Source organism: Spongiibacter marinus (assembly GCF_016906995.1).
Classification (GTDB): Bacteria; Pseudomonadota; Gammaproteobacteria; order Pseudomonadales; family Spongiibacteraceae; genus Spongiibacter; species Spongiibacter marinus.
The window spans coordinates 199,501-218,485 of record NZ_JAFBBD010000005.1 but is presented as its reverse complement, the minus strand read 5'-3'; the positions used below and the strand labels follow the sequence as shown (position 1 = coordinate 218,485).

Genomic DNA, 18,985 nt, shown 5'->3' with positions numbered 1-18,985 from the left:
CATGAGCACATCAGGATATACCCGCAGACAGTTTTTACGCGTCAGCGCTCTCGCAGGTGGCGGCTTACTCGTTGCCTGTGGAGGCGGTGGTGGCGGTGGCGGCTCCAACCCGAATAACCCCCAGCCCCCTGGCAATGGCGGCCCCAGTGATGCAGAGCAGTTCACCGTTAGTGAGTTTATGCGCATTGGCAGCGACGGCCGCATACACATTTTGGTGGGCGCCTCAGAAATTGGCCAGGGCGCACTGACATCGATGCCGATGATCGTCGCCGAAGAGCTCGACGCCGACTGGGACCTTGTTACCGCCGAACACTCACCCGTTGCCGCGCGCTTTAACAACCCCTACTTTGGCGGCCTGCTGCAATTCACGGTGGCCAGTGCCACCACTCGGGGCTATTTCGACAATCAGCGCCAAGTCGGCGCCGCAGTCAGGCAAATGCTGGTCAACGCTGCTGCCGAGCGCTGGGAGGTGCCCGCAGACAGCCTGCGCACAGAGCGCGGTGTCGTCTACGACGACCTCAATGGCCGCAGCGCCAGCTACGGCGAACTCGCCGAGTCGGCGGCCAACCAGCCGGTACCGAGTAATCCGCCGCTAAAAGACCCGGCAAGCTACCGCATTATTGGCCAGTCCAAACAGCGCAAAGACGCTGCGGAGAAGGTCAACGGCTCGCATATTTATGGTATCGACGTCGATATTCCCGACATGCTCACGGCCGTAATTGCCCGCCCGCCGCGCTTTTTTGGTCAGGCACTGAGCGTCGACAGCAATGCCGCTATGGCGGTGCCCGGTGTGCGCGAAGTACACACCATTCCCTCTGGCGTCGCCGTGGTTGCCGATGATTATTGGTCGGCAGAGAAAGGGCGCCAAGCCCTTGAAGTCAGCTGGAATGAACTGTTGGCCGGACGCACAGATTCCAATGACACGCGCGGCGAGTATAGTTTCAAGCTCAACTTACCCGGCCTGCCGATTCGTGTTGACGGTTTGGTTCCGGTGGCTCAACTCGCCGCAGCGGAAAATCGCAGCGCCGATTACTTCTTCCCCTTCCAAGCCCACGCGGCAATGGAGCCACTAAACGTTACCGTGGACTACACCGGCAGCAAAGCCGACATCTGGACGGGCAGCCAATCACCAACGCTTGATAAAACCTTCGCGTCGCTGATTCTCGGCTTACTGCCCAACCAGATCACCTTCCACACCATGTCCTCTGGCGGCGGTTTTGGCCGCCGCGGCAACCCGCTGGCTGACTACGTGCGCGACGCCTGCCACGTGGCGAAGGCAACCCAAAAACCCGTGAAGGTCATGTGGACCCGCGAAGACGACATGAAGGGGGGCTACTACCGGCCCGCCGCGGCCGTGCGCGTCGGCGCCTCCATGGACAATCAGGGCAATATCACTGCCTGGACGCACCGCGCGGTCACCCAGGATGTCACGGCGGCGCTGTACGCCGAAGAGCTACTCGACACCCTGGCCGAGGGCCAGTTGCCGCCCCTTAAGGAATTAACAGACCTTGAGACCGGCATGCCCTACGACATCGACAATGTGTTGATGGACGCCCACCTGACACTCAAGCCGCAGATGCCCTCACTGTGGATGCGCTCGGTAAACAAATTCACCGATGTATTTGCCCAGGAAACCTTTATCGACGATATAGCCGTCAGCTACAGCCGCGACCCCTACCAATATCGACGCGGCATGCTCGCCGGCAAGCCCCGCCTGTTAGCGGTATTGGACGCCGCCGCGCAAGCATCGAACTGGGGCAGCACAGGGGGCGGTCGCAGTCAGGGGATCGCCGTGCTGAACCACTGGATGAGCTACGTCGCTCAAGTTGTGGAGCTCAGCGTGTCCGACGATAAAGTCATTACCCTTCACCGAATTGTCAGCGCGATTGATGTCGGCACAGCCATCAACCCTGACTTGGTGGTGGCCCAGGTTGAGTCCGCGGTAATCTTTGCGCTGACCAGCGTCTTTTACGGCGAGATCGAATTGCAGGACGGCGTGGTTCAGCAGAGCAATTTCGATGACTACAAAATGCTGCGCATGTTCCAAGTGCCGCAAATTGATACCGTTGTATTGCCGAGCAATGAGTCGCCAGGCGGTGTCGGCGAACTGGGCGTACCGGCGCTGGGCCCAGCCCTAGCAAATGCTATTTTTGCGGCAACCGGCGAGAAAATTCGCGAATTACCGCTTAAAAACCTCGGCTATACCCTAGCCGAACAACACCCCGCCTAACAGGAGCCGGAGCATGCTATTACTACGCAACTATTGGCTCGGCTTGAGCGCGGCGCTGGCCCTATTGGTCAGCGGCGGCGCTCTGGCACAGTCGCCGCTATTTACACCGATCTACGAGGTGCTTACCCACCCACGGTGTTTGAACTGCCACACCTTGACCGACTTCCCGCGTCAGGGCGATGAACGCCGCCGCCACGACCAGCTGGTTATGCGCGGTGAAGATAATCACGGCGCGCCGACCCTGCAGTGTTCAGCCTGCCACCAGGAACAAAACGTGGCAGAAGACAAAGTGCCAGGCGCGCCGCACTGGGGCCTGGCACCACTGAGCATGGGCTGGGAAGGTATGGGGCCGAGAGAACTCTGCACGGTGCTGAAAGACCAAAGCAAAAACGGTGGCAAAGACCTGCAAGCCCTGCTCAAACACATGGAGGAGGACCCGCTGGTGCTGTGGGGCTTTGATCCCGGCGAGGGCCGAACGCTCCCGCCCGTGGATCACACCCGCTTTGTTGAACTATTGGAGCAATGGGTGAACGCAGGCGGCCCCTGTTAAGCCACTCACCTGATGGTGTGACTACCGTATTTGCCGCGGCAGTCACACCGTCATTGCTTAAGCCGATAACCGCTGCGAAACATCCAGGTAATCAAGGCCAGGCACAGCAGCAAAAAGAATACGGTCATCCCCAGACTGACACCGACGTTCACGTCGGCAACGTCGTAAAAACTCCAGCGAAAACCACTAATCAGGTAGACCACCGGATTCGCCAAGGTAATGGTCTGCCACAGCGGTGGCAACATGCTGATTGAGTAAAAGCTGCCGCCCAAAAACGCCAGCGGCGTCACGATCAGCATCGGCACTATCTGCAATTTCTCAAAGCCGTCGGCCCAGACGCCAATAATGAAACCGAATAAACTGAAGGTCACCGCAGTTAACACCAAGAAGCCGAGCATCCAAAAGGGATGCGCGATGCTGTAGTCGACAAAAAGCCGAGCGGTCGCCAGCATAATCAACCCGATGATAATCGACTTGCTCGCCGCCGCCCCGACATAGCCCAGTAGAATCTCTGGCAGGGCAACAGGTGCTGACAGCAGCTCGTAGATGGTGCCGTTGTATTTAGGGAAGAAAATACCAAACGCGGCATTGGAGATACTCTCGGTCAGCAGCGCCAACATCACCAACCCGGGGATAATAAACGCGCCGTAGCTGATGCCGTCGATAGCGACCATTTTCGAGCCGATTGCCGAGCCAAATACCACGAAATATAACGAGGTCGAAATCACTGGCGACGCGATACTTTGCAGCAGCGTCCGCCAGGCTCGGTTCATTTCAAACAAATAGATTGCGCGCACTGCGTGAAAATTCACTGTTCCACCTCCACCGCTGCTGACGACTGATCGCTGTCGGCAACCAGGCTGACAAAAATTTCCTCCAGCGAGCGCTGGGTTGAATGCAGGTCTTTGTAATCGATGCCGTGCATTTCCAAGTGACGAAACAACTCGGCAATGCCGGTGTGTTCGCTTTGGCTGTCGTAGTGGTATACCAGCTCGTGGCCATCGTCAGTCAGGCTCAGCGGATAGCCCCCGAGATCGGCGGGCAACTCGCTAAGCGGTTGCTGCAATTGCAGGCGCAGCTGCTTTTGCCCCAGCTTTTCCATCAAGCGGTTCTTTTCTTCAACCAGCACAATTTCGCCGCGGCGAATAACACCGATGCGATCGGCCATTTCCTCGGCCTCTTCAATGTAATGCGTGGTTAAAATGATCGTCACACCGCGCTCGCGCAGGCCGTGAACCATCTGCCACATATCGCGCCGCAGTTCGACATCCACCCCCGCCGTAGGCTCGTCAAGAAACAAAATTTCAGGCTCATGAGACAGGGCCTTAGCAATCATTACGCGCCGCTTCATGCCGCCAGATAACGCCATAATCCGCTCGTCTTTTTTATCCCACAGCGATAGCTGGCGAAGTATTTGCTCCAGATAAGCATCATTTTTCGGCTTGCCGAACAAGCCCCGGCTAAAGGTCACCGTGGCCCATACGCTTTCAAAACCGTCGGTCGACAGCTCTTGAGGAACAAGGCCAATAAGCTGCCTGGCTCGCCGATAATCGGAAACGATGTTGAAGGCGCCGGCGTGAATCTGCCCGGCCGTGGCATTCACAATGCCGCAGATAATGCTGATCAAGGTGGTTTTACCGGCCCCGTTAGGGCCGAGTAACGCGAAGATCTCGCCGCGCCGAATATCCAAATTGACGCCGCGCAGCGCTTGAAAGCCTGAGTCATAGACTTTGCTAACGTCTTTCACACTAATAACCGAGGACACAAATGCTCCTAATTTACCCGCAATGCGACGAACCGTGCTCGACGCGAGGTCAAAACCCTCCTTTCACAGCACACTCGATACGCACCTCGCGCCCAGCATATAACAGTGGGAGCGGATGGCAGGCGCAGAGGCAAAGCCGGAATGATTCGGGGTTATCATTGAGGTTTTCACACACTGAGCGAGAGTGTCGCCCAGCTGAGCGGCGCGTTCAACCGCTAGTGTTCAGCGGCCGACACTGTCGCCAAAACATAGCGGCAGCCGTGTTACACATTTCTTCTACGGTTGAGCTGTCCAGATAGATACCATCGATCAGCAAGCGGCTCATACCGTGCAGGGTCGACCAGCTTAATTGCGCGTAACGCAGTGGGTCGAAATTCGCGGCGAAAATACCGCCCGCCTGCAGTTGGCGAAAGTGGTCAACATACTCGCGAAACGCCGTGTAGGCCTCCGCTTTGAGGCTCGCCGTGAGCGCCGCCGACTTCCACAGCTTGCCGCCAAACATTAGGTCGTAATACTCGGCATTGCTTACCGCGAAATTGACGTAGCGACGAACAAAGGCCTGCAAACTCGCCTCGCTGAAGGTGTCGACATTCCAAAGTTCGGCGTCCGCATTGACTTGCCGAAAACGACGAAAGCCCTCTTCGGCAATCCCGCAGAGCAAACTGTGCTTATCGCTGAAGTGATGATAGGGGGCGGTGCGAGAAACCCCCAACTCCTGCGCCAGACGCCGCATCGACAGTCCTTCCTCACCTTCCTCACGCAGCAGACGCGCGGCAACATCCAGAAGCTGCGCACGCAGATCACCGTGATGGTAGGCGCCGGATGGCTTGTTGGCAGGGGCTTGGGACATGGCGGCAATATAGCAGCCACCGGCGATAGCGTCCATCTTGACAGCGTCAACATTTGCCTCTAGCCTTGGCATCTGGACAGCGTCAAGTTACGTCAATGAGAGGACACCACCATGAGCGCCTACCCCACATTAATGCAGCCCCTGGACCTGGGCTTCACTCAGCTGAAAAACCGAGTCCTGATGGGCTCCATGCACACCGGCCTGGAAGAAGCTGAAAACGGCTTCGAACGCATGGCGGCGTTCTTTGCTGAGCGCGCTCGCGGCGGTGTCGCGCTGATCGTGACCGGCGGCTTTGGCCCCAACAAGCGCGCCTCGACCCACGAACACACCAAAATGCTGGAAACCGAAGCAGACTGCGAAGGCCACCGTATTGTGACCGACGCCGTCCACGCCGAGGGCGGTAAGATCTGCATGCAGATCCTGCACACTGGCCGCTACGCGTTTAACGAAAACCCCATCGCGCCGTCAGCGATCCGTGCCCCCATCAATGTTTTCACTCCTAAGGCGGCGACTGAAGACGATATCGAACAGGAAATCCAAGACTTTATTCGCAGCGCCACATTGGCCCAAAAGGCCGGCTACGACGGCGTTGAAATTATGGGCTCCGAGGGTTACTTCATTAACCAATTCTTGGCCGCTCGCACCAACCAGCGCGACGACCAGTGGGGTGGCAGCTACGAGAATCGTATGCGCCTGGCCGTTGAAGTGGTACGCCGCGTACGGGAAGCGGTGGGCGAAGAATTCATCATCATTTACCGCCTGTCGATGCTGGACCTGGTAGAGGGCGGCAGCAGTTATGACGAGGCTGTACAACTGGGTAAAGCCATTGAGAAAGCCGGCGCTACGCTTATCAATACCGGCATCGGCTGGCACGAAGCGCGCATCCCAACGATCGCCACCAAGGTGCCTCGCGCTGCCTTCACCTGGGTAACCAAGCGTTTCCGCGAAGCGCTCAGCATTCCGGTAATTACTTCTAACCGCATCAACACTCCTGACGTTGCTGAGCGCGTCCTCGCCGAAGGCGACGCCGACATGGTGTCGATGGCCCGCCCCTTCCTTGCCGACCCCGAGTTTATCGTCAAGGCCGCCGAAGGCCGCAGTGACGAAATCAACACTTGCATCGGCTGCAACCAGGCTTGTCTCGATCACGTGTTCACCGGCCGCATGACCAGCTGCTTGGTTAACCCACGCGCCTGTCACGAAACCGAACTGAACATCGCCGCAACAAACTCACCCAAGCGTCTGGCAGTGGTCGGCGCCGGCCCTGCGGGCCTGGCCTTTGCCTGCACCGCCGCGGAGCGCGGCCATAATGTGACGCTGTTCGATGCTGACCCGGTTATCGGTGGGCAGTTCAATATAGCCCGCAAAGTGCCGGGTAAAGAGGAATTTGCGGAGACCCTGCGCTACTTCGGCCGCCGCCTGGAACTGGCTGGCGTAACGCTGCAACTCGGCCAACGCGTGGACGCCAATATGCTAAATGACGGCGATTTCGATGAAGTCATACTGGCAACAGGCATTGTGCCGCGTACCCCCGCCATTCCCGGCATCGACCACCCCATGGTAATGAGCTACCTGGACGTCCTGCGCGACGACAAACCCGTTGGCAAGAACGTCGCCATTATCGGCGCGGGCGGCATCGGTTTTGATGTTGCCGAAGCGCTGACACACAGCAGCGATGCCAGCCAGAACATTGAAACCTTCATGAAAGAATGGGGTGTTGATATGACGCTGCAAGCGCGCGGCGGCATTGAGGGTGTAGCCGCTCAGCCTTCGCCCTCACCGCGCCAGGTTCACCTGCTGCAGCGTAAAACCAGCAAAGTGGGCAACGGCCTGGGCAAAACGACCGGCTGGATTCACCGCGCTGGCTTGCAGCATAAAGGCGTGAATATGGTCGCCGGCTGTGAGTACCTCGGTATTGATGACCAGGGCCTGCGTATTCGCGTCGGTGACGAGGAGAAAACCTTAGCCGTCGACAACGTGATTGTCTGCGCCGGCCAGGAGCCTCGCCGCGAACTCTGCGACGGCTTGAACAAGCCCGTTCACCTGATCGGGGGCGCCGATGTCGCCGCCGAGCTGGATGCAAAACGCGCCATCGACCAGGGCACTCGCCTCGCCGCCAGCCTGTAATCATCGCCTCGCCCCCCTTCCTGCGTATACTGCGCAGGAAGGGGGAAGCACGATGCTCATACAAAACCACACAGCGGGGCGCCATCAGCGCTGCGCCGTTTTGCTACTTATCAGCCTGACATTGGCAATCGTAACCCCCCTGCATGCCGAGACGGCAAAGCCGGCCCATCATGGCGAGAGCGAGTTCCGCAATCCTTATTGGCCAACGTTCAACAAGAGCCTCTGGGAATTACTCCGGCTGCGCTTTTTCTCTGACTTAACCATTGCCGACCAAGCCTCTCAACGCCAGCGCATTCGCGTTGTCACTGAGGTCGCCGATCTTCATATTTCCCCGTCAGCCCCCCTGCAAGTAACGTGGCTGGGGCACTCCAGCTTTCTGCTGCAATACCGGGGATTAGCCATTCTAACCGACCCCATTTTTTCTCGGCGCGCGTCGCCGGTACAATGGCTCGGCCCGGAGCGTTTGGTTGCCCAGCCCATTGGCCCACCCCAGTTGCCACCGATTGATGTGGTGATTATCTCCCACGATCACTACGACCACTTAGATGAGCGCAGCATTCGCGCACTTGGCAACCAGCCGGTGTATCTGGTGCCGCTGAAACTCGGTGACACCCTGCAAGACTTTGGCATCGCCGCGACAAGAATCGTCGAGCGCGACTGGTGGCAAACCTTCCAACTCGACTCCCTCACCGCCACCGCCACACCGTCGCAACACTGGTCTGGCAGGGGCATCACCGATCGCTTCAAGTCGCTGTGGGCCTCCTGGCATCTGCGCATAGACGATATGCAGCTGTGGTTTGGCGGCGACACCGGGTACAACACCGAGCAATTCAAAAGCATTGGCGAGCGCTTCCCCGGTATCGACTTGGCCCTGATTCCCATCGGCGCCTATAAGCCAAGAAGCTTCCTGAAAGAACAACACGTCGACCCCGCTGAGGCAGTGCAGATACATCGAGATATTGGTGCAGCACAGAGTATCGGTATACATTGGGCGACGTTTCAGCTGTCGGCAGAAGATATCGATGCGCCGCAGCACGATTTGCGCAGGGCGGTTGAAGACGCTGGTTTGCCACCCAGCAGCTTCGACACCATGCAAATTGGCGAAACTCGACAGCTTATGCCGTCACAAATTATTCATCCATAATCGGCACACTGACACTTTTACCCAGGTCATTCTATGTCTCGTTTCCTGCCGGTTTTACTGACCCTGCCACTCTTGCTGGCAACACTTTCCAGCAGCGCAACCGAACGCCACTGGCAAACCCAAGAATACACGCTGAATCAGCGCCCCTTGTCGGAGTTGAGCGGGCTCGCGGCGAGCGGTGCCCACCCCGGTTACTATTGGGCCCACAATGACAGCGGCGACCGCCCCACCTTGTATCTGATTAAGCCCGGCGAGGACAAGCTGAAGTCGGTGAGCGTGCGCGGCGCCAGCGCCGCCGACTGGGAAGACATGGCGAGCTTTAGTGAGGGCGACGCCCACTATCTTCTCGTTGGAGACATCGGAGATAACCTGGCGATTCGACCGATGATCGACATTTACCTGCTGAGAGAGGGCGGGGCCCCAAAGGCACCATCACTAACCCTGCTGCGGCGCTATACCCTGGTTTTCGATGGCGGCCCCCGCGATGTGGAAGGGCTTGCCGTGGACCCTGAGCAACGTATGGTCTACCTGCTGAGCAAGAGAGAGCGCCACCCGAAACTGTACCGTTTTTCGCTGGACAGCCTGCCCGACGAACCCGTGTTACTCAGCGCACTGGGCGAGATCAAAAGCCTGCCCACCACTGACTCACACACCCCGCAAAGAAAGGGCGGCATTACCCAGCACTCCCCCACCGGCTTGGATTTCGCCGCCAATGGTAGCGCGGCGGTAATCAGTACCCTCGGCGAGAGTTACTATTTCGTGCGGCAGAATCGGCAAAGCTGGCTAAGTGTGTTGAACACGTCTCCCCAAGCACTGGGGGCACCGCCATTGCGGCAAGCGGAATCGATCGCCATTAGCCGCGATGGCAACATAATATTACTGGGTAGCGAAGGCCTTCCGACAAAGCTGCTAAGCTTTCAGCCTACATCGCATTGAGCCCCGCAGGGCTCGCACAGTAAAAGGACCTCTGCCTATGCACCCCACAATAAAAAGTTGGCACCAACTGCTAAGCCGCCGCGATACAACCGGCTTGGAAAATTTACTCGCCGATGACGCAGTATTTCACTCACCCATCGTCCACACCCCGCAGCGCGGCAAGGACGTGACGGCACAGTATTTATCCGCGGCGTTTCAAGTGTTAGTTAATGACAGTTTTCACTACGTACGCGAGGTGGAGGGCGCCAATGACGCAGTGCTGGAATTCGCGGTCGTCATCGACGGCGTTCAGGTCAACGGTGTGGATATGATTCGCTGGAATGCAGAGGGAAAAATCACTGACTTTAAAGTGATGCTGCGACCACTCAAAGCGATTAATTTGATACACCAAAAAATGGCAGAGATGCTGGAGGCGCTAGCTTCGTAAACGGCGATTAACAGGCGCTGGCAGCAAGGCCCCAGCGCCTCGGCCCGTTAGGGGATAATGCAGAACATGGTGATGACGACGCCAGCGCCGGCAAACCATACCAAGCTGCGCAGCGCACCCCAGTTAAGCAAATAACAAGCGGTGTAAAGCACACGAATCGCCACATAGGCCATGGCCAGTAAATTCAGGGTATCCGCAGGCGCCTTGGAAAAATGCGCAATAATCACCGCCGCCGCAAACAGCGGAAAACTCTCAAAGCTGTTGTTCATTGCCGCAACGGCTCGCGCGGGGCGCCCTTCCAGTTGCGCTAACCACTGGCGCGGGTGATTGTTGTCGTAGGACTTGCCACCAACCTTGCCCCCTTTGGCCAGCAGGCCGGTCAGCGGTGACATCATTCCCGCAATCAGTACACACCATAGTGCTATTGTCATTGTTTTCCCCTTAGCGATTGATTAAGTGATTTATCGTTATTGAGGTGCCCTAATCATTGGGCCCCGGTTTCAGTAAACAGCGCAGCCAATTCAAGGTGCCGTTTTTACCGAGCACCATTTTGTCCACACCATCAAAGAATTTTTGCAGCCCCTGTGGATCGGCAAAGTAATCGGCACGGGTTTTCATCGGGCGCTCGGGATCGAGCTGCTTGACCACTTTGGCAGGATTCCCCGCCACCACCACATTGGCCGGCACGTCGCGAGTAACCACCGCCCCGGCGGCAACCACGCTGTTATCACCAATCGTCACGCCCTTCAGAACGGTGCTGTGGTCACCCAGCCAAACATTGTTGCCAATATGCACCGGCTTGACCTCCTCACTGCGCGCAGTGCGGTCGTAGATGTCGTGCCAATCGCTGTCGGTAATGTAGACGCCATTCGCCATCATCACGCTGTCGCCGATCACGATTTCATCGCTGGCAGAGATCCGCCCGCCGGGGCTGATTAATACATAGTCGCCAATGCTGATGCGCCCCTTGTCGGGTTCGCGCCCCCACACGCCGATCTTCACCCGCGCCTCTGGCTCTGCGATCACGGTGGCGCAGCGGCCAATAGACACGTTGGGCCCAGATATGGAGATATACCAGGGTTTCATAAACGTGGGATAATCACCCAACGCGTCACAGGCGGGCCGCAGAAAATGCAGGGTGTACCAATGCCTGAAACGCAGATAATTTTTCTTCACCCAGTAGGGGCGCCGATCCTGACGCATAGCGAACTCGCACTGTTGTTATTGCCGCACAGTGTCGCAGGGCTTGATGAGGGTAGCAATTCCAACAAGGTTACCAATTCATGAAAAAAACCAGCGATGGCCGGCAGTCACGGCGCATCGAAAGCAGCCAGACCGCCATTCACGAGCGCTTGGAAGAGGTCGTGCGCAAACACCTTCACCACGCCTTTTTAAAGCCCTATGCAAAGCACAATCAGCAGGCGTTTGACGAAGCGAATACGTGGCTGCAACAACAGCGCAGTCCTCTTATTATCGATTCGTTCTGCGGTGTCGGTGAAAGCACCTGGCGACTGGCTGAGCGCTATCCTGATTGCGCCGTTATCGGTATCGATAAATCCGCAGCCCGCCTCGACAAGCATAATTCGCACTGCCAGCACGCCAGAGACAACTACCTGTTAGTGCGCGCGGATGTGGACGACTTCTGGCGGCTGGCCTGCGAGGCCGGTTGGCAGGCCGACGCCCACTATTTGTTGTATCCCAACCCCTGGCCCAAACCCGGGCAGCTTAGTTACCGGGTGCATGGCTCGCCCTTATTTCCCAGCGTGTTAACCCTGGGTGGACAAATTGAGCTGCGCAGCAACTGGCCGGTATACGTACAAGAGTTTGCCCACGCGCTGAAAATAGCGGGCAGAACCGCAAAACTCGGTACCTTTGTTGCTGAACACCCGCTCACGCCTTTTGAAAGAAAATACCAGCTCGCTGGCCAAACGCTGTGGCGATGCACCAGCGCCAATTAAGCGCAAAACAATGCTGAATGCAGACGTAGGCGTTATACTCGGCGAGCGATGAATACAGATGACAACACCATGAGCAGCTCCGCCCACGACGACAAGGTTTGGCAAAGTATCCGAGAGGAAACCGCCGCAGAAGTTGAACGCGAGCCTGTGCTCGCCAGTTTCCTGCACGCCACCATACTCAATCACGACCGCCTTGAAGATGCCCTGAGCTATCACTTGGCACATATGCTGGACAGCCCCGCAGCGTCGAGCCTGTTGGTCCGAGAAGTGATCGATCAGGCATTTGCCGCTGAGCCCTGCATTCGCAAAGCATTGCGCGCCGACCTGTGCGCCGTGCTGGAGCGCGATTCAGCCTGCAGCTTGTTGTCAGTGCCCTTCCTGTATTTTAAGGGTTATCACGCTCTGCAGTCCTACCGCGTTGCCCACTGGCTGTGGCGCCAGGGGCGCAGCTCATTGGCGCTGTTTTTTCAGAACCGCATAAGCTGTGAGTTCGGTGTCGATATTCACCCTGCCGCAAAGGTGGGACACGGGGTATTGATGGATCACGCCACCGGTATCGTGATCGGCGAGACCGCCGTTGTCGGCAACAATGTTTCACTTATGCAGTCGGTGACACTGGGAGGAACGGGCAAGGAACATGGCGACCGCCACCCCAAAGTGGCAGACGGCGTGTTGATCAGCGCGGGAGCAAAAATCCTCGGCAATATTCGCATTGGCGAAGGCTCCCATGTAGCGGCCGGCAGTGTGGTGTTAAAAGCCGTACCGCCGCACAGCCTCGTCGCTGGCGTGCCCGCCAAGGTGATTGGCAAACCCGATACCGAGGCACCGGCCTTATCCATGAATCACAGCGCCTGCTGCGACGATTAAGGCTTGTACGCGAAAACAAATGTCTGCTGCGACAACGACTGCTCAACCACAGTTAGGGCGAATGCCCTGAGCGCGCGCCTGCTGATACAGCGGCGCCGCTTTTTTCTGTTGGCGCTGCAAGTCGTTAATCCGGGTTTGGTGAGAGGGGTGGGTCGACATAAACTCGGGCGGCTGGCCATTGCCCGCGGCGCTCATGTTTTTCCATAAATCGATACTGGCTGCCGGGTTAAAGCCGGCTCGCGCCATCAGGTCTACTCCCAATACATCGGCTTCAGACTCCTGGGCGCGGCCGTAGGGCAGCACCAAGCCATATTGCGCACCGAGACCCAGCATACCCATCACCGTGGCTTTCTGTGGACTGTCGCCCAGCAACACCGCCAGCAGCTGAGCACCAGTGCCGGTAACGCTTTGCAACGACATTCTCTCTGCACTGTGGTGAGCCAAGACGTGGGCAACTTCATGTCCGAGCACGGTTGCCAGCTGGTCGGCATTTTTCGCGACACTAAAGATGCCAGTATGCACGCCAATTTTCTTACCGGGCAGCGCAAAGGCATTGGCAGACTTTTCCTCAAACACCACCACTTCCCAACTGCCGCGCCACTGTGCAGGTAAACGCGCCGTGATTGCATCGGCAACACAGGTGACATAGCCGTTGACCTTGCCGTCGCGATTGACCGTCATCTTCTGCTTCATTTCATCGAAGGCCGCGACACCCATCTGCGACATTTCGCCGTTAGAAAACAACATCATTTGTCGCCGCCCAGTGGGAGACTCAACGCAGGCAAGCAGGGTAAGTACGGCGGCAGCAAGGGCGACGATCCGTATTGTTTTCATTCCTTCTCTCCAAAAAGCGGCAATCTATGAGTACGTTTGATACGTTGTACATTATGGCACAGGCTCCAGCCTGGCTGGCAATCACCTTAACTGAGGACGCCCCGTGAGCGAAGTGTGTGACTGGTGTGGCAGTGACGAACAATATCGACGCTACCATGACGACGAGTGGGGAAGACCCTGCAGAGACGACCACAAATTATTCGAGTTTTTGATTCTCGAGTCCGCTCAGGCCGGACTCAACTGGCTAACGATACTGCGTAAGCGCGAAGGCTATCGCAGGCTGTTCGCCAATTTCTCCGCGCCGCATGTGGCGGCATTTACGCAGGCCGATATTGAACGCTTATTGGCCGACCCCTCGATTATTAGAAACCGCATGAAGATAGAAAGCGCGATCAATAACGCCCAGCGCTTTCTTGAAGTACAGCAGGAATATGGCAGTTTCGCCCACTACCTGTGGGGCTTTGTTGAACACCGACCGATTCAAAATCAATGGCAAAGCCTGGCCGATGTCCCAGCCACTACGTCGCTTTCAGATGGCATTAGCAAAGATATGAAGAAGCGCGGCTTCCGCTTTTTTGGCAGCACGATCTGTTACGCCTATTTACAGGCGATGGGCTTGGTTAATGACCATATAGTCAGCTGCCCGGCTCACCAACAATGTGCCGCCCTGGCCTGATGCTGGCTCGGGCACTAATGGCCTCCAGCGTGGACTAATTACCGTATACTCTATTTAGGCGCGGCACAGCGCGACAAGGGGCTTCCACATGACAACCACACGAATTGCACTCAGCCTGCTCACTGCCTTGCTAGTCAGTGCCTGCAGCAGCACGGATGTACGCACCGACTACAATCCTCGCGCGAACTTCGCTAGCTATCAGCAGTACAGCTGGTCTGAAGACAGCGGCGCCGACAAAAGTGTCTCACCGTTTATCGCCGAACAAGTCAAAAGCGCGCTGAAAACCCGACTGGATGCCGGCCTGTATAAGCTGCGTCCTGACGGCGCAGATTTCCTGGTGCGCTACTACATTGCCCAGGCGGCCAACACCATTGACCGCAGCCCGCGACTGGGGATTGGGCTGGGCAGCTTCTCCGGAAATTTCGGCCTTAGCACCTCCGTCGGCGTGCCGCTCGGCAAGGACAAGGTCAATCGCAATGTGCAAATTCTTATCGATTTATTAGACGGGCCCAGCAAAGCATTGAGCTGGCGCGGTTCACTGGTCATTGAACTGGACGACCAAGACCCCAAGGTTAACCAAGCTCGAATAGACAGTGCCGTTGGCGAAATTTGGTCGCAATTTCCGCCGCGCTAACGCTGCGGCGCTAGCGATTGCGCCAGGGAAACAAGCCTGCCAGCGCCTCTGCTGACATTTCCCGCAGCAGGGCCATATTGCGCTCGGGGATGCCGTGGATGTCAGGGTGACTGGCCACCGCCGCGGCTACGCTGTCCTCGCGCAAGAGGTGGAGAATTGGCCACGGCGCCCGGTTGCTGTAATTTGCCGGATCGCTTGCCTCGCAACCCTCGAAACAGTACTCGGGGTGAAAACTGGCCACTTGAAACTGCCCGCGCCAAGGGCTGCTCTCCAGCAGGTCCTCAACAATGCCAACAAACTCCCAGTAATCGTCAAAACTCTCTTGCAGTGCTGGCACCACCAGCAGGCTGGTTTCCAGTGTGCCGGGGTCGGTGTCGGCCAATTTCATCAGCTCTGCATAACACCGTTCGAGCAGCGCCTGCGGATCTTGCTCATCGGCAACAGCAATGCGAATGCTTCCCTGCTGCCTGGGCCTCGCCGCAAAGGGGCACAACTGCTGAGCAATCACTACTGAGTCCAGCCAATCACTCACTTCAGCCACTATTTGCGCCTTACCCGCCGCGACGTCCGACATGTTCTTTTCTCCAATTGTTCAGGCCGCCAGTATACCTTCCAGCCCGTCGTAATATAACTGATCGAAATTTGGCCAGCCCGCGCTAGACGGATTCGCCATAAGCAGAGCCAGCTGCGCGCCAAGCGCGTAATGTAGGTACTGCTACACTTACATTGAGCACAACCGAGGTGTCAGCGGTTTAACACATTCGGCGTTCTCGCCGCGAATAAGATTGGGAGCAGTCAATGAAAAGATATTTCTTTCTGGCGGACAATCTCGACAAGTTAGCCGCCATTGAACACGACCTGGAAGAGAACGGCCTGTCCCGTCCTCAAATTCATGTACTCAGCCACGATGATAGTGGTGTCGCCCAGCGTAAACTCAACGAGGTGGAGGCGGTACTGCGCAAAGATGTTGTGTTTGCCATGCAGCGCGGAGCACTCATCGGCCTAGGTGGCTTCGCCCTAGTGTTAGCGAGCGCTCACTATTCTGGGGTAACGCAGATTGCCGGCTGGACACCCTTTGTTTTTCTGGCAATCGTGGTTCTGGGCTTTTTCACCTGGGAAGGCGGCTTATTCGGTATTCAGGAGCCTCACCACGACTTCAAGCGCTTTGAACAAGCACTGAGTAGCGGGCGACACCTGCTAATGATCGATGCGGGCAGTCGTGAGCAAAGCGCCCTGAACCGCGTGACCGCACACTACCCCGAGCTGGAATTCTCCGGCACCGGGGAAGGTGCTCCGGCATGGGTAATCGGCTTGCAGAACCGCTGGCGGCACTTTGTTGAGGTTATGCCCTGAGCCGGCACAAGGCAGCCATAAAAAAACCACGCTTAGCGTGGTTTTTTTATGCGTTGTTTAGCGGTGGTATTCCGGCGACAACTCTCTCACCGCGTTGATAAAGGCCCCCGCATGCTCGGGGTCGACCTCCGGCGTGATACCGTGGCCCAGGTTGAAAACATGACCCACACCACTGCCATACTCGGCGAGAATGGTCGCCACTTCTTCACGAATCCGCTTGGGTGAGGCGCGCAGCATAGCGGGGTCCATATTGCCCTGCAGCGCCACTTTGTCGCCAACCCGTTTGCGCGCCGCGCCAATATCCGTCGTCCAGTCCAGGCCCAGTGCATTAGCGCCGGTATCGGCCATACTCTCCAGCCACTGGCCACCATTTTTCGTGAACAGAATTGCGGGTACGGCACGGCCGTCGTGCTCTTTGATCAAGCCATCGACGATCTGCTTCATATAGCGCAGGCTAAACTCTTGGTAGGCACGGTGCCCCAACGCACCGCCCCAGGTATCAAATATCTGCACCGCTTGCGCACCGGCGCGAATCTGGTCATTCAAATAAGCGGTAACGCTCTGCGCCAGCTTGTCCAGAAGGGCGTGCATGGTTTCCGGCTCATCGAACGCCAACGCCTTGCAGCGCCCGTGATCTTTAGAGCCGCCGCCTTCTACCATATAGGTGGCCAGTGTCCACGGGCTGCCAGAAAAGCCGATAAGCGGCACGCGACCATTGAGAGCGCTGCGAATCGCTCGCACGGCGTCACAGACATAGGTCAGGTCGTTTTCACCATCGACAACCGGCAGCGCCTCTACGTCAGCCATGCTGCGCACCGTTTTGCGAAAGCGCGGCCCCTCTCCGGTTTCAAAATACAGCCCCAGGCCCATGGCGTCGGGAATCGTCAATATATCCGAGAACAGGATAGCGGCATCGAGCGGGTAGCGCTCCAGCGGCTGTAGGGTCACTTCACAAGCCAGCTCTGTGTTTTTGCAAAGCGACAGAAAATCGCCCGCTTTACCGCGTGTCGCCCGATACTCAGGCAAATACCTGCCAGCCTGACGCATCATCCATACCGGCGTGTAATCCACCGGCTGGCGCATTAACGCCCGTAAAAACGTATCGTTTTTCAATTCACTCATGGCACCATCACCTTGCTTCAAACACGACGACGCCGAGCACGGTCGGCACAGCAATGCTGCTACAACCGGGCTCGGCGTCCGTCGTTGGCTATACTTTCAGGTAGTCGAGAATACCTTCTGCAGCTTGACGACCTTCCCAGACTGCAGTTACCACCAAATCGGAACCGCGTACCATATCACCCCCAGCAAACACTTTGGGGTTTGTGGTCTGGAATTTAAACAATTGTTGCTCGGGCGCCTTAACGCCGCCCCAAGACTCCAGCTCAACCTGCTGATCCTTTAACCACTCTGGCGGGTTCGGCTGGAAACCAAAGGCAACCAAGACCACATCGGCAGGGATAATTTCTTCACTACCGGGAATCGCTTCCGGGCGGCGGCGGCCATTCTCATCGGGCTCACCAAGCTGAGTGGTTACCACTTTTACGCCTTCAACTTTGCCGTTGCCAACAATGGCAACAGGTTGGCGATTGAACAAGAACTCCACGCCCTCTTCACGCGCATTTTGCACCTCGCGACGCGAGCCGGGCATGTTTTCTTCGTCGCGGCGGTAGGCACAGGTTACGCTTTGCGCACCTTGGCGGATCGACGTGCGGTTGCAGTCCATTGCGGTATCACCGCCACCAAGCACAACCACGCGCTTACCATTGACGCTAATGAAGTCGCCGGCATCCTTTTCCCAACCCATGTTGCGATTGACGTTAGACACCAAGAACGGCAGTGCGTCGTACACGCCGTCGAGGTCTTCGCCCGGGAAACCGCCCTTCATGTACTTATAGGTACCCATTCCCATGAACACGGCATCGTAATCGGCCAGCAGTTGCTCCATGGTGATGTCGGTGCCGATGTCGGTATTCAGGCGGAACTCCACGCCCATTTCTTCCAGCACGCGACGACGACGCTGCACCACGGACTTTTCGAGCTTGAACTCGGGAATACCAAAGGTCAGCAAGCCGCCGATCTCAGGGTAACGATCAAACACCACAGGCTTCACGCCGGCACGCACCAGAACGTCGGCACAACCAATGCCCGCAGGCCCCGCACCAATGACGGCAACTTTTTTGTCGGTCCATACACGCTTGGACATGTCCGGGCGCCAGCCCAGCTCCAACGCGGTGTCGGTAATGTATTTTTCCGTTGAGCCGATGGTTACCGCGCCGAAGCCGTCGTTCAGGGTACAGGCACCCTCGCACAGGCGGTCTTGCGGACACACACGCCCACACACTTCCGGCAAGCTGTTTGTCTGATGGCTTAATTCTGCCGCCTCAAACAAATTGCCCTCACTCACCAACTTTAACCAGTTGGGAATAAAGTTATGTACCGGGCACTTCCACTCACAGTAGGGGTTGCCGCAGCCCAGGCAGCGGTGCGCCTGATGCTGAACTTCCTCTTCTTTGTAAGGCTCGTAAATTTCTACAAAAGCCTCGCGGCGCTGCACCATATCTTTCTTGCTGGGGTCTTGGCGACCCACATCAAGAAACTGAAATGTATTCTGCAAACGTTCAGCCATATCTT

General features: G+C 57.2%; 20 protein-coding genes. 11 read left to right on the top strand and 9 right to left on the bottom strand.

The features are described 5' to 3' along the window. Window position 1 precedes the first annotated feature (1 nt). Complete coding sequence (locus HNR64_RS09410) at window positions 2-2,230, top strand: xanthine dehydrogenase family protein molybdopterin-binding subunit (protein ID WP_204996234.1); 2,229 nt, start codon at window positions 2-4, stop codon at window positions 2,228-2,230. Window positions 2,231-2,243: 13 nt separating this feature from the next. Next, window positions 2,244-2,780 carry a hypothetical protein gene (locus tag HNR64_RS09405; protein WP_204996233.1) on the top strand — a complete coding sequence of 179 codons (537 nt, stop codon included), beginning with the start codon at window positions 2,244-2,246 and terminating at the stop codon, window positions 2,778-2,780. 50 nt (window positions 2,781-2,830) lie between these two features. On the opposite strand, the gene HNR64_RS09400 is transcribed toward HNR64_RS09405, so the two are convergent. From HNR64_RS09400 to HNR64_RS09390, 3 genes are all read right to left on the bottom strand, one after another. Beyond that, window positions 2,831-3,592: an ABC transporter permease gene (locus tag HNR64_RS09400; RefSeq protein ID WP_027874065.1), complete on the bottom strand. Its 762-nt coding sequence runs from the start codon at window positions 3,590-3,592 to the stop codon at window positions 2,831-2,833. Next, window positions 3,589-4,545: an ABC transporter ATP-binding protein gene (locus HNR64_RS09395; protein WP_204996232.1), complete on the bottom strand. Its 957-nt coding sequence runs from the start codon at window positions 4,543-4,545 to the stop codon at window positions 3,589-3,591. Before HNR64_RS09395 ends, HNR64_RS09400 begins: the two co-directional genes overlap by 4 nt. A 208-nt stretch (window positions 4,546-4,753) precedes the next feature. Beyond that, window positions 4,754-5,431 carry a TetR/AcrR family transcriptional regulator gene (locus HNR64_RS09390; protein WP_239547748.1) on the bottom strand — a complete coding sequence of 226 codons (678 nt, stop codon included), beginning with the start codon at window positions 5,429-5,431 and terminating at the stop codon, window positions 4,754-4,756. A 75-nt stretch (window positions 5,432-5,506) separates the two neighbouring features. Here HNR64_RS09390 and HNR64_RS09385 point away from each other — a divergent pair, with 75 nt between their 5' ends. The 4 genes from HNR64_RS09385 to HNR64_RS09370 are packed head-to-tail and all read left to right on the top strand — an operon-like array spanning window position 5,507 to window position 10,029. Then, window positions 5,507-7,522, top strand: a complete 2,016-nt coding sequence (locus tag HNR64_RS09385) for an NADPH-dependent 2,4-dienoyl-CoA reductase (protein ID WP_204996231.1) — start codon at window positions 5,507-5,509, stop codon at window positions 7,520-7,522. A gap of 52 nt (window positions 7,523-7,574) precedes the next feature. Next, window positions 7,575-8,666: an MBL fold metallo-hydrolase gene (locus HNR64_RS09380; protein WP_204996230.1), complete on the top strand. Its 1,092-nt coding sequence runs from the start codon at window positions 7,575-7,577 to the stop codon at window positions 8,664-8,666. A gap of 33 nt (window positions 8,667-8,699) precedes the next feature. After that, window positions 8,700-9,602 carry an esterase-like activity of phytase family protein gene (locus HNR64_RS09375; RefSeq protein ID WP_204996229.1) on the top strand — a complete coding sequence of 301 codons (903 nt, stop codon included), beginning with the start codon at window positions 8,700-8,702 and terminating at the stop codon, window positions 9,600-9,602. Between the two features lie 37 nt (window positions 9,603-9,639). After that, window positions 9,640-10,029 (top strand): nuclear transport factor 2 family protein, encoded by a 390-nt coding sequence (locus tag HNR64_RS09370; RefSeq protein ID WP_204996228.1) that lies wholly within the window; start codon window positions 9,640-9,642, stop codon window positions 10,027-10,029. A gap of 47 nt (window positions 10,030-10,076) precedes the next feature. Here the strand turns inward: HNR64_RS09370 and HNR64_RS09365 are convergent, their stop codons facing one another. Then, a complete protein-coding gene (locus HNR64_RS09365) occupies window positions 10,077-10,460 on the bottom strand; it encodes an MAPEG family protein (RefSeq protein ID WP_204996227.1) in 384 nt (127 codons plus the stop codon). 49 nt (window positions 10,461-10,509) lie between these two features. Then, on the bottom strand, window positions 10,510-11,232 hold the full coding sequence (locus HNR64_RS09360; RefSeq protein WP_204996226.1) for an acyltransferase: 723 nt from the start codon (window positions 11,230-11,232) through the stop codon (window positions 10,510-10,512). 80 nt (window positions 11,233-11,312) lie between these two features. On the opposite strand from HNR64_RS09360, the gene trmB reads away from it, so the two are divergent. Together trmB and cysE are read left to right on the top strand one after the other, a co-directional pair. After that, complete coding sequence (trmB, locus tag HNR64_RS09355; RefSeq protein WP_204996225.1) at window positions 11,313-11,987, top strand: tRNA (guanine(46)-N(7))-methyltransferase TrmB; 675 nt, start codon at window positions 11,313-11,315, stop codon at window positions 11,985-11,987. Window positions 11,988-12,035: 48 nt separating this feature from the next. Further along, on the top strand, window positions 12,036-12,854 hold the full coding sequence (gene cysE, locus HNR64_RS09350; RefSeq protein ID WP_239547747.1) for a serine O-acetyltransferase: 819 nt from the start codon (window positions 12,036-12,038) through the stop codon (window positions 12,852-12,854). Window positions 12,855-12,896: 42 nt separating this feature from the next. Here cysE and HNR64_RS09345 read toward each other — a convergent pair whose 3' ends face one another. Continuing rightward, a complete protein-coding gene (locus HNR64_RS09345; protein ID WP_027874075.1) occupies window positions 12,897-13,688 on the bottom strand; it encodes a M48 family metallopeptidase in 792 nt (263 codons plus the stop codon). 103 nt (window positions 13,689-13,791) lie between these two features. Here HNR64_RS09345 and HNR64_RS09340 point away from each other — a divergent pair, with 103 nt between their 5' ends. Both HNR64_RS09340 and HNR64_RS09335 read left to right on the top strand, forming a co-directional pair. Next, window positions 13,792-14,364: a DNA-3-methyladenine glycosylase I gene (locus HNR64_RS09340; protein WP_204996224.1), complete on the top strand. Its 573-nt coding sequence runs from the start codon at window positions 13,792-13,794 to the stop codon at window positions 14,362-14,364. An 88-nt stretch (window positions 14,365-14,452) separates the two neighbouring features. Then, window positions 14,453-14,998, top strand: coding sequence for a DUF4136 domain-containing protein (locus HNR64_RS09335; RefSeq protein ID WP_204996223.1), 546 nt, complete (start codon window positions 14,453-14,455; stop codon window positions 14,996-14,998). 10 nt (window positions 14,999-15,008) lie between these two features. Here HNR64_RS09335 and HNR64_RS09330 read toward each other — a convergent pair whose 3' ends face one another. Further along, window positions 15,009-15,572: a DUF1415 domain-containing protein gene (locus HNR64_RS09330; RefSeq protein ID WP_204996222.1), complete on the bottom strand. Its 564-nt coding sequence runs from the start codon at window positions 15,570-15,572 to the stop codon at window positions 15,009-15,011. A gap of 224 nt (window positions 15,573-15,796) precedes the next feature. On the opposite strand from HNR64_RS09330, the gene HNR64_RS09325 reads away from it, so the two are divergent. Continuing rightward, window positions 15,797-16,351 (top strand): NAD/FAD-utilizing enzyme, encoded by a 555-nt coding sequence (locus HNR64_RS09325; protein WP_204996221.1) that lies wholly within the window; start codon window positions 15,797-15,799, stop codon window positions 16,349-16,351. 57 nt (window positions 16,352-16,408) lie between these two features. Here the strand turns inward: HNR64_RS09325 and hemE are convergent, their stop codons facing one another. Further along, the gene (gene hemE, locus HNR64_RS09320; RefSeq protein WP_204996220.1) at window positions 16,409-17,473 is read right to left on the bottom strand and encodes a uroporphyrinogen decarboxylase; all 1,065 of its coding nucleotides are present in this window, start codon (window positions 17,471-17,473) and stop codon (window positions 16,409-16,411) included. A gap of 88 nt (window positions 17,474-17,561) precedes the next feature. After that, a complete protein-coding gene (locus tag HNR64_RS09315; RefSeq protein ID WP_204996219.1) occupies window positions 17,562-18,980 on the bottom strand; it encodes an FAD-dependent oxidoreductase in 1,419 nt (472 codons plus the stop codon). Between the last annotated feature and the right edge of the window lie 5 nt (window positions 18,981-18,985).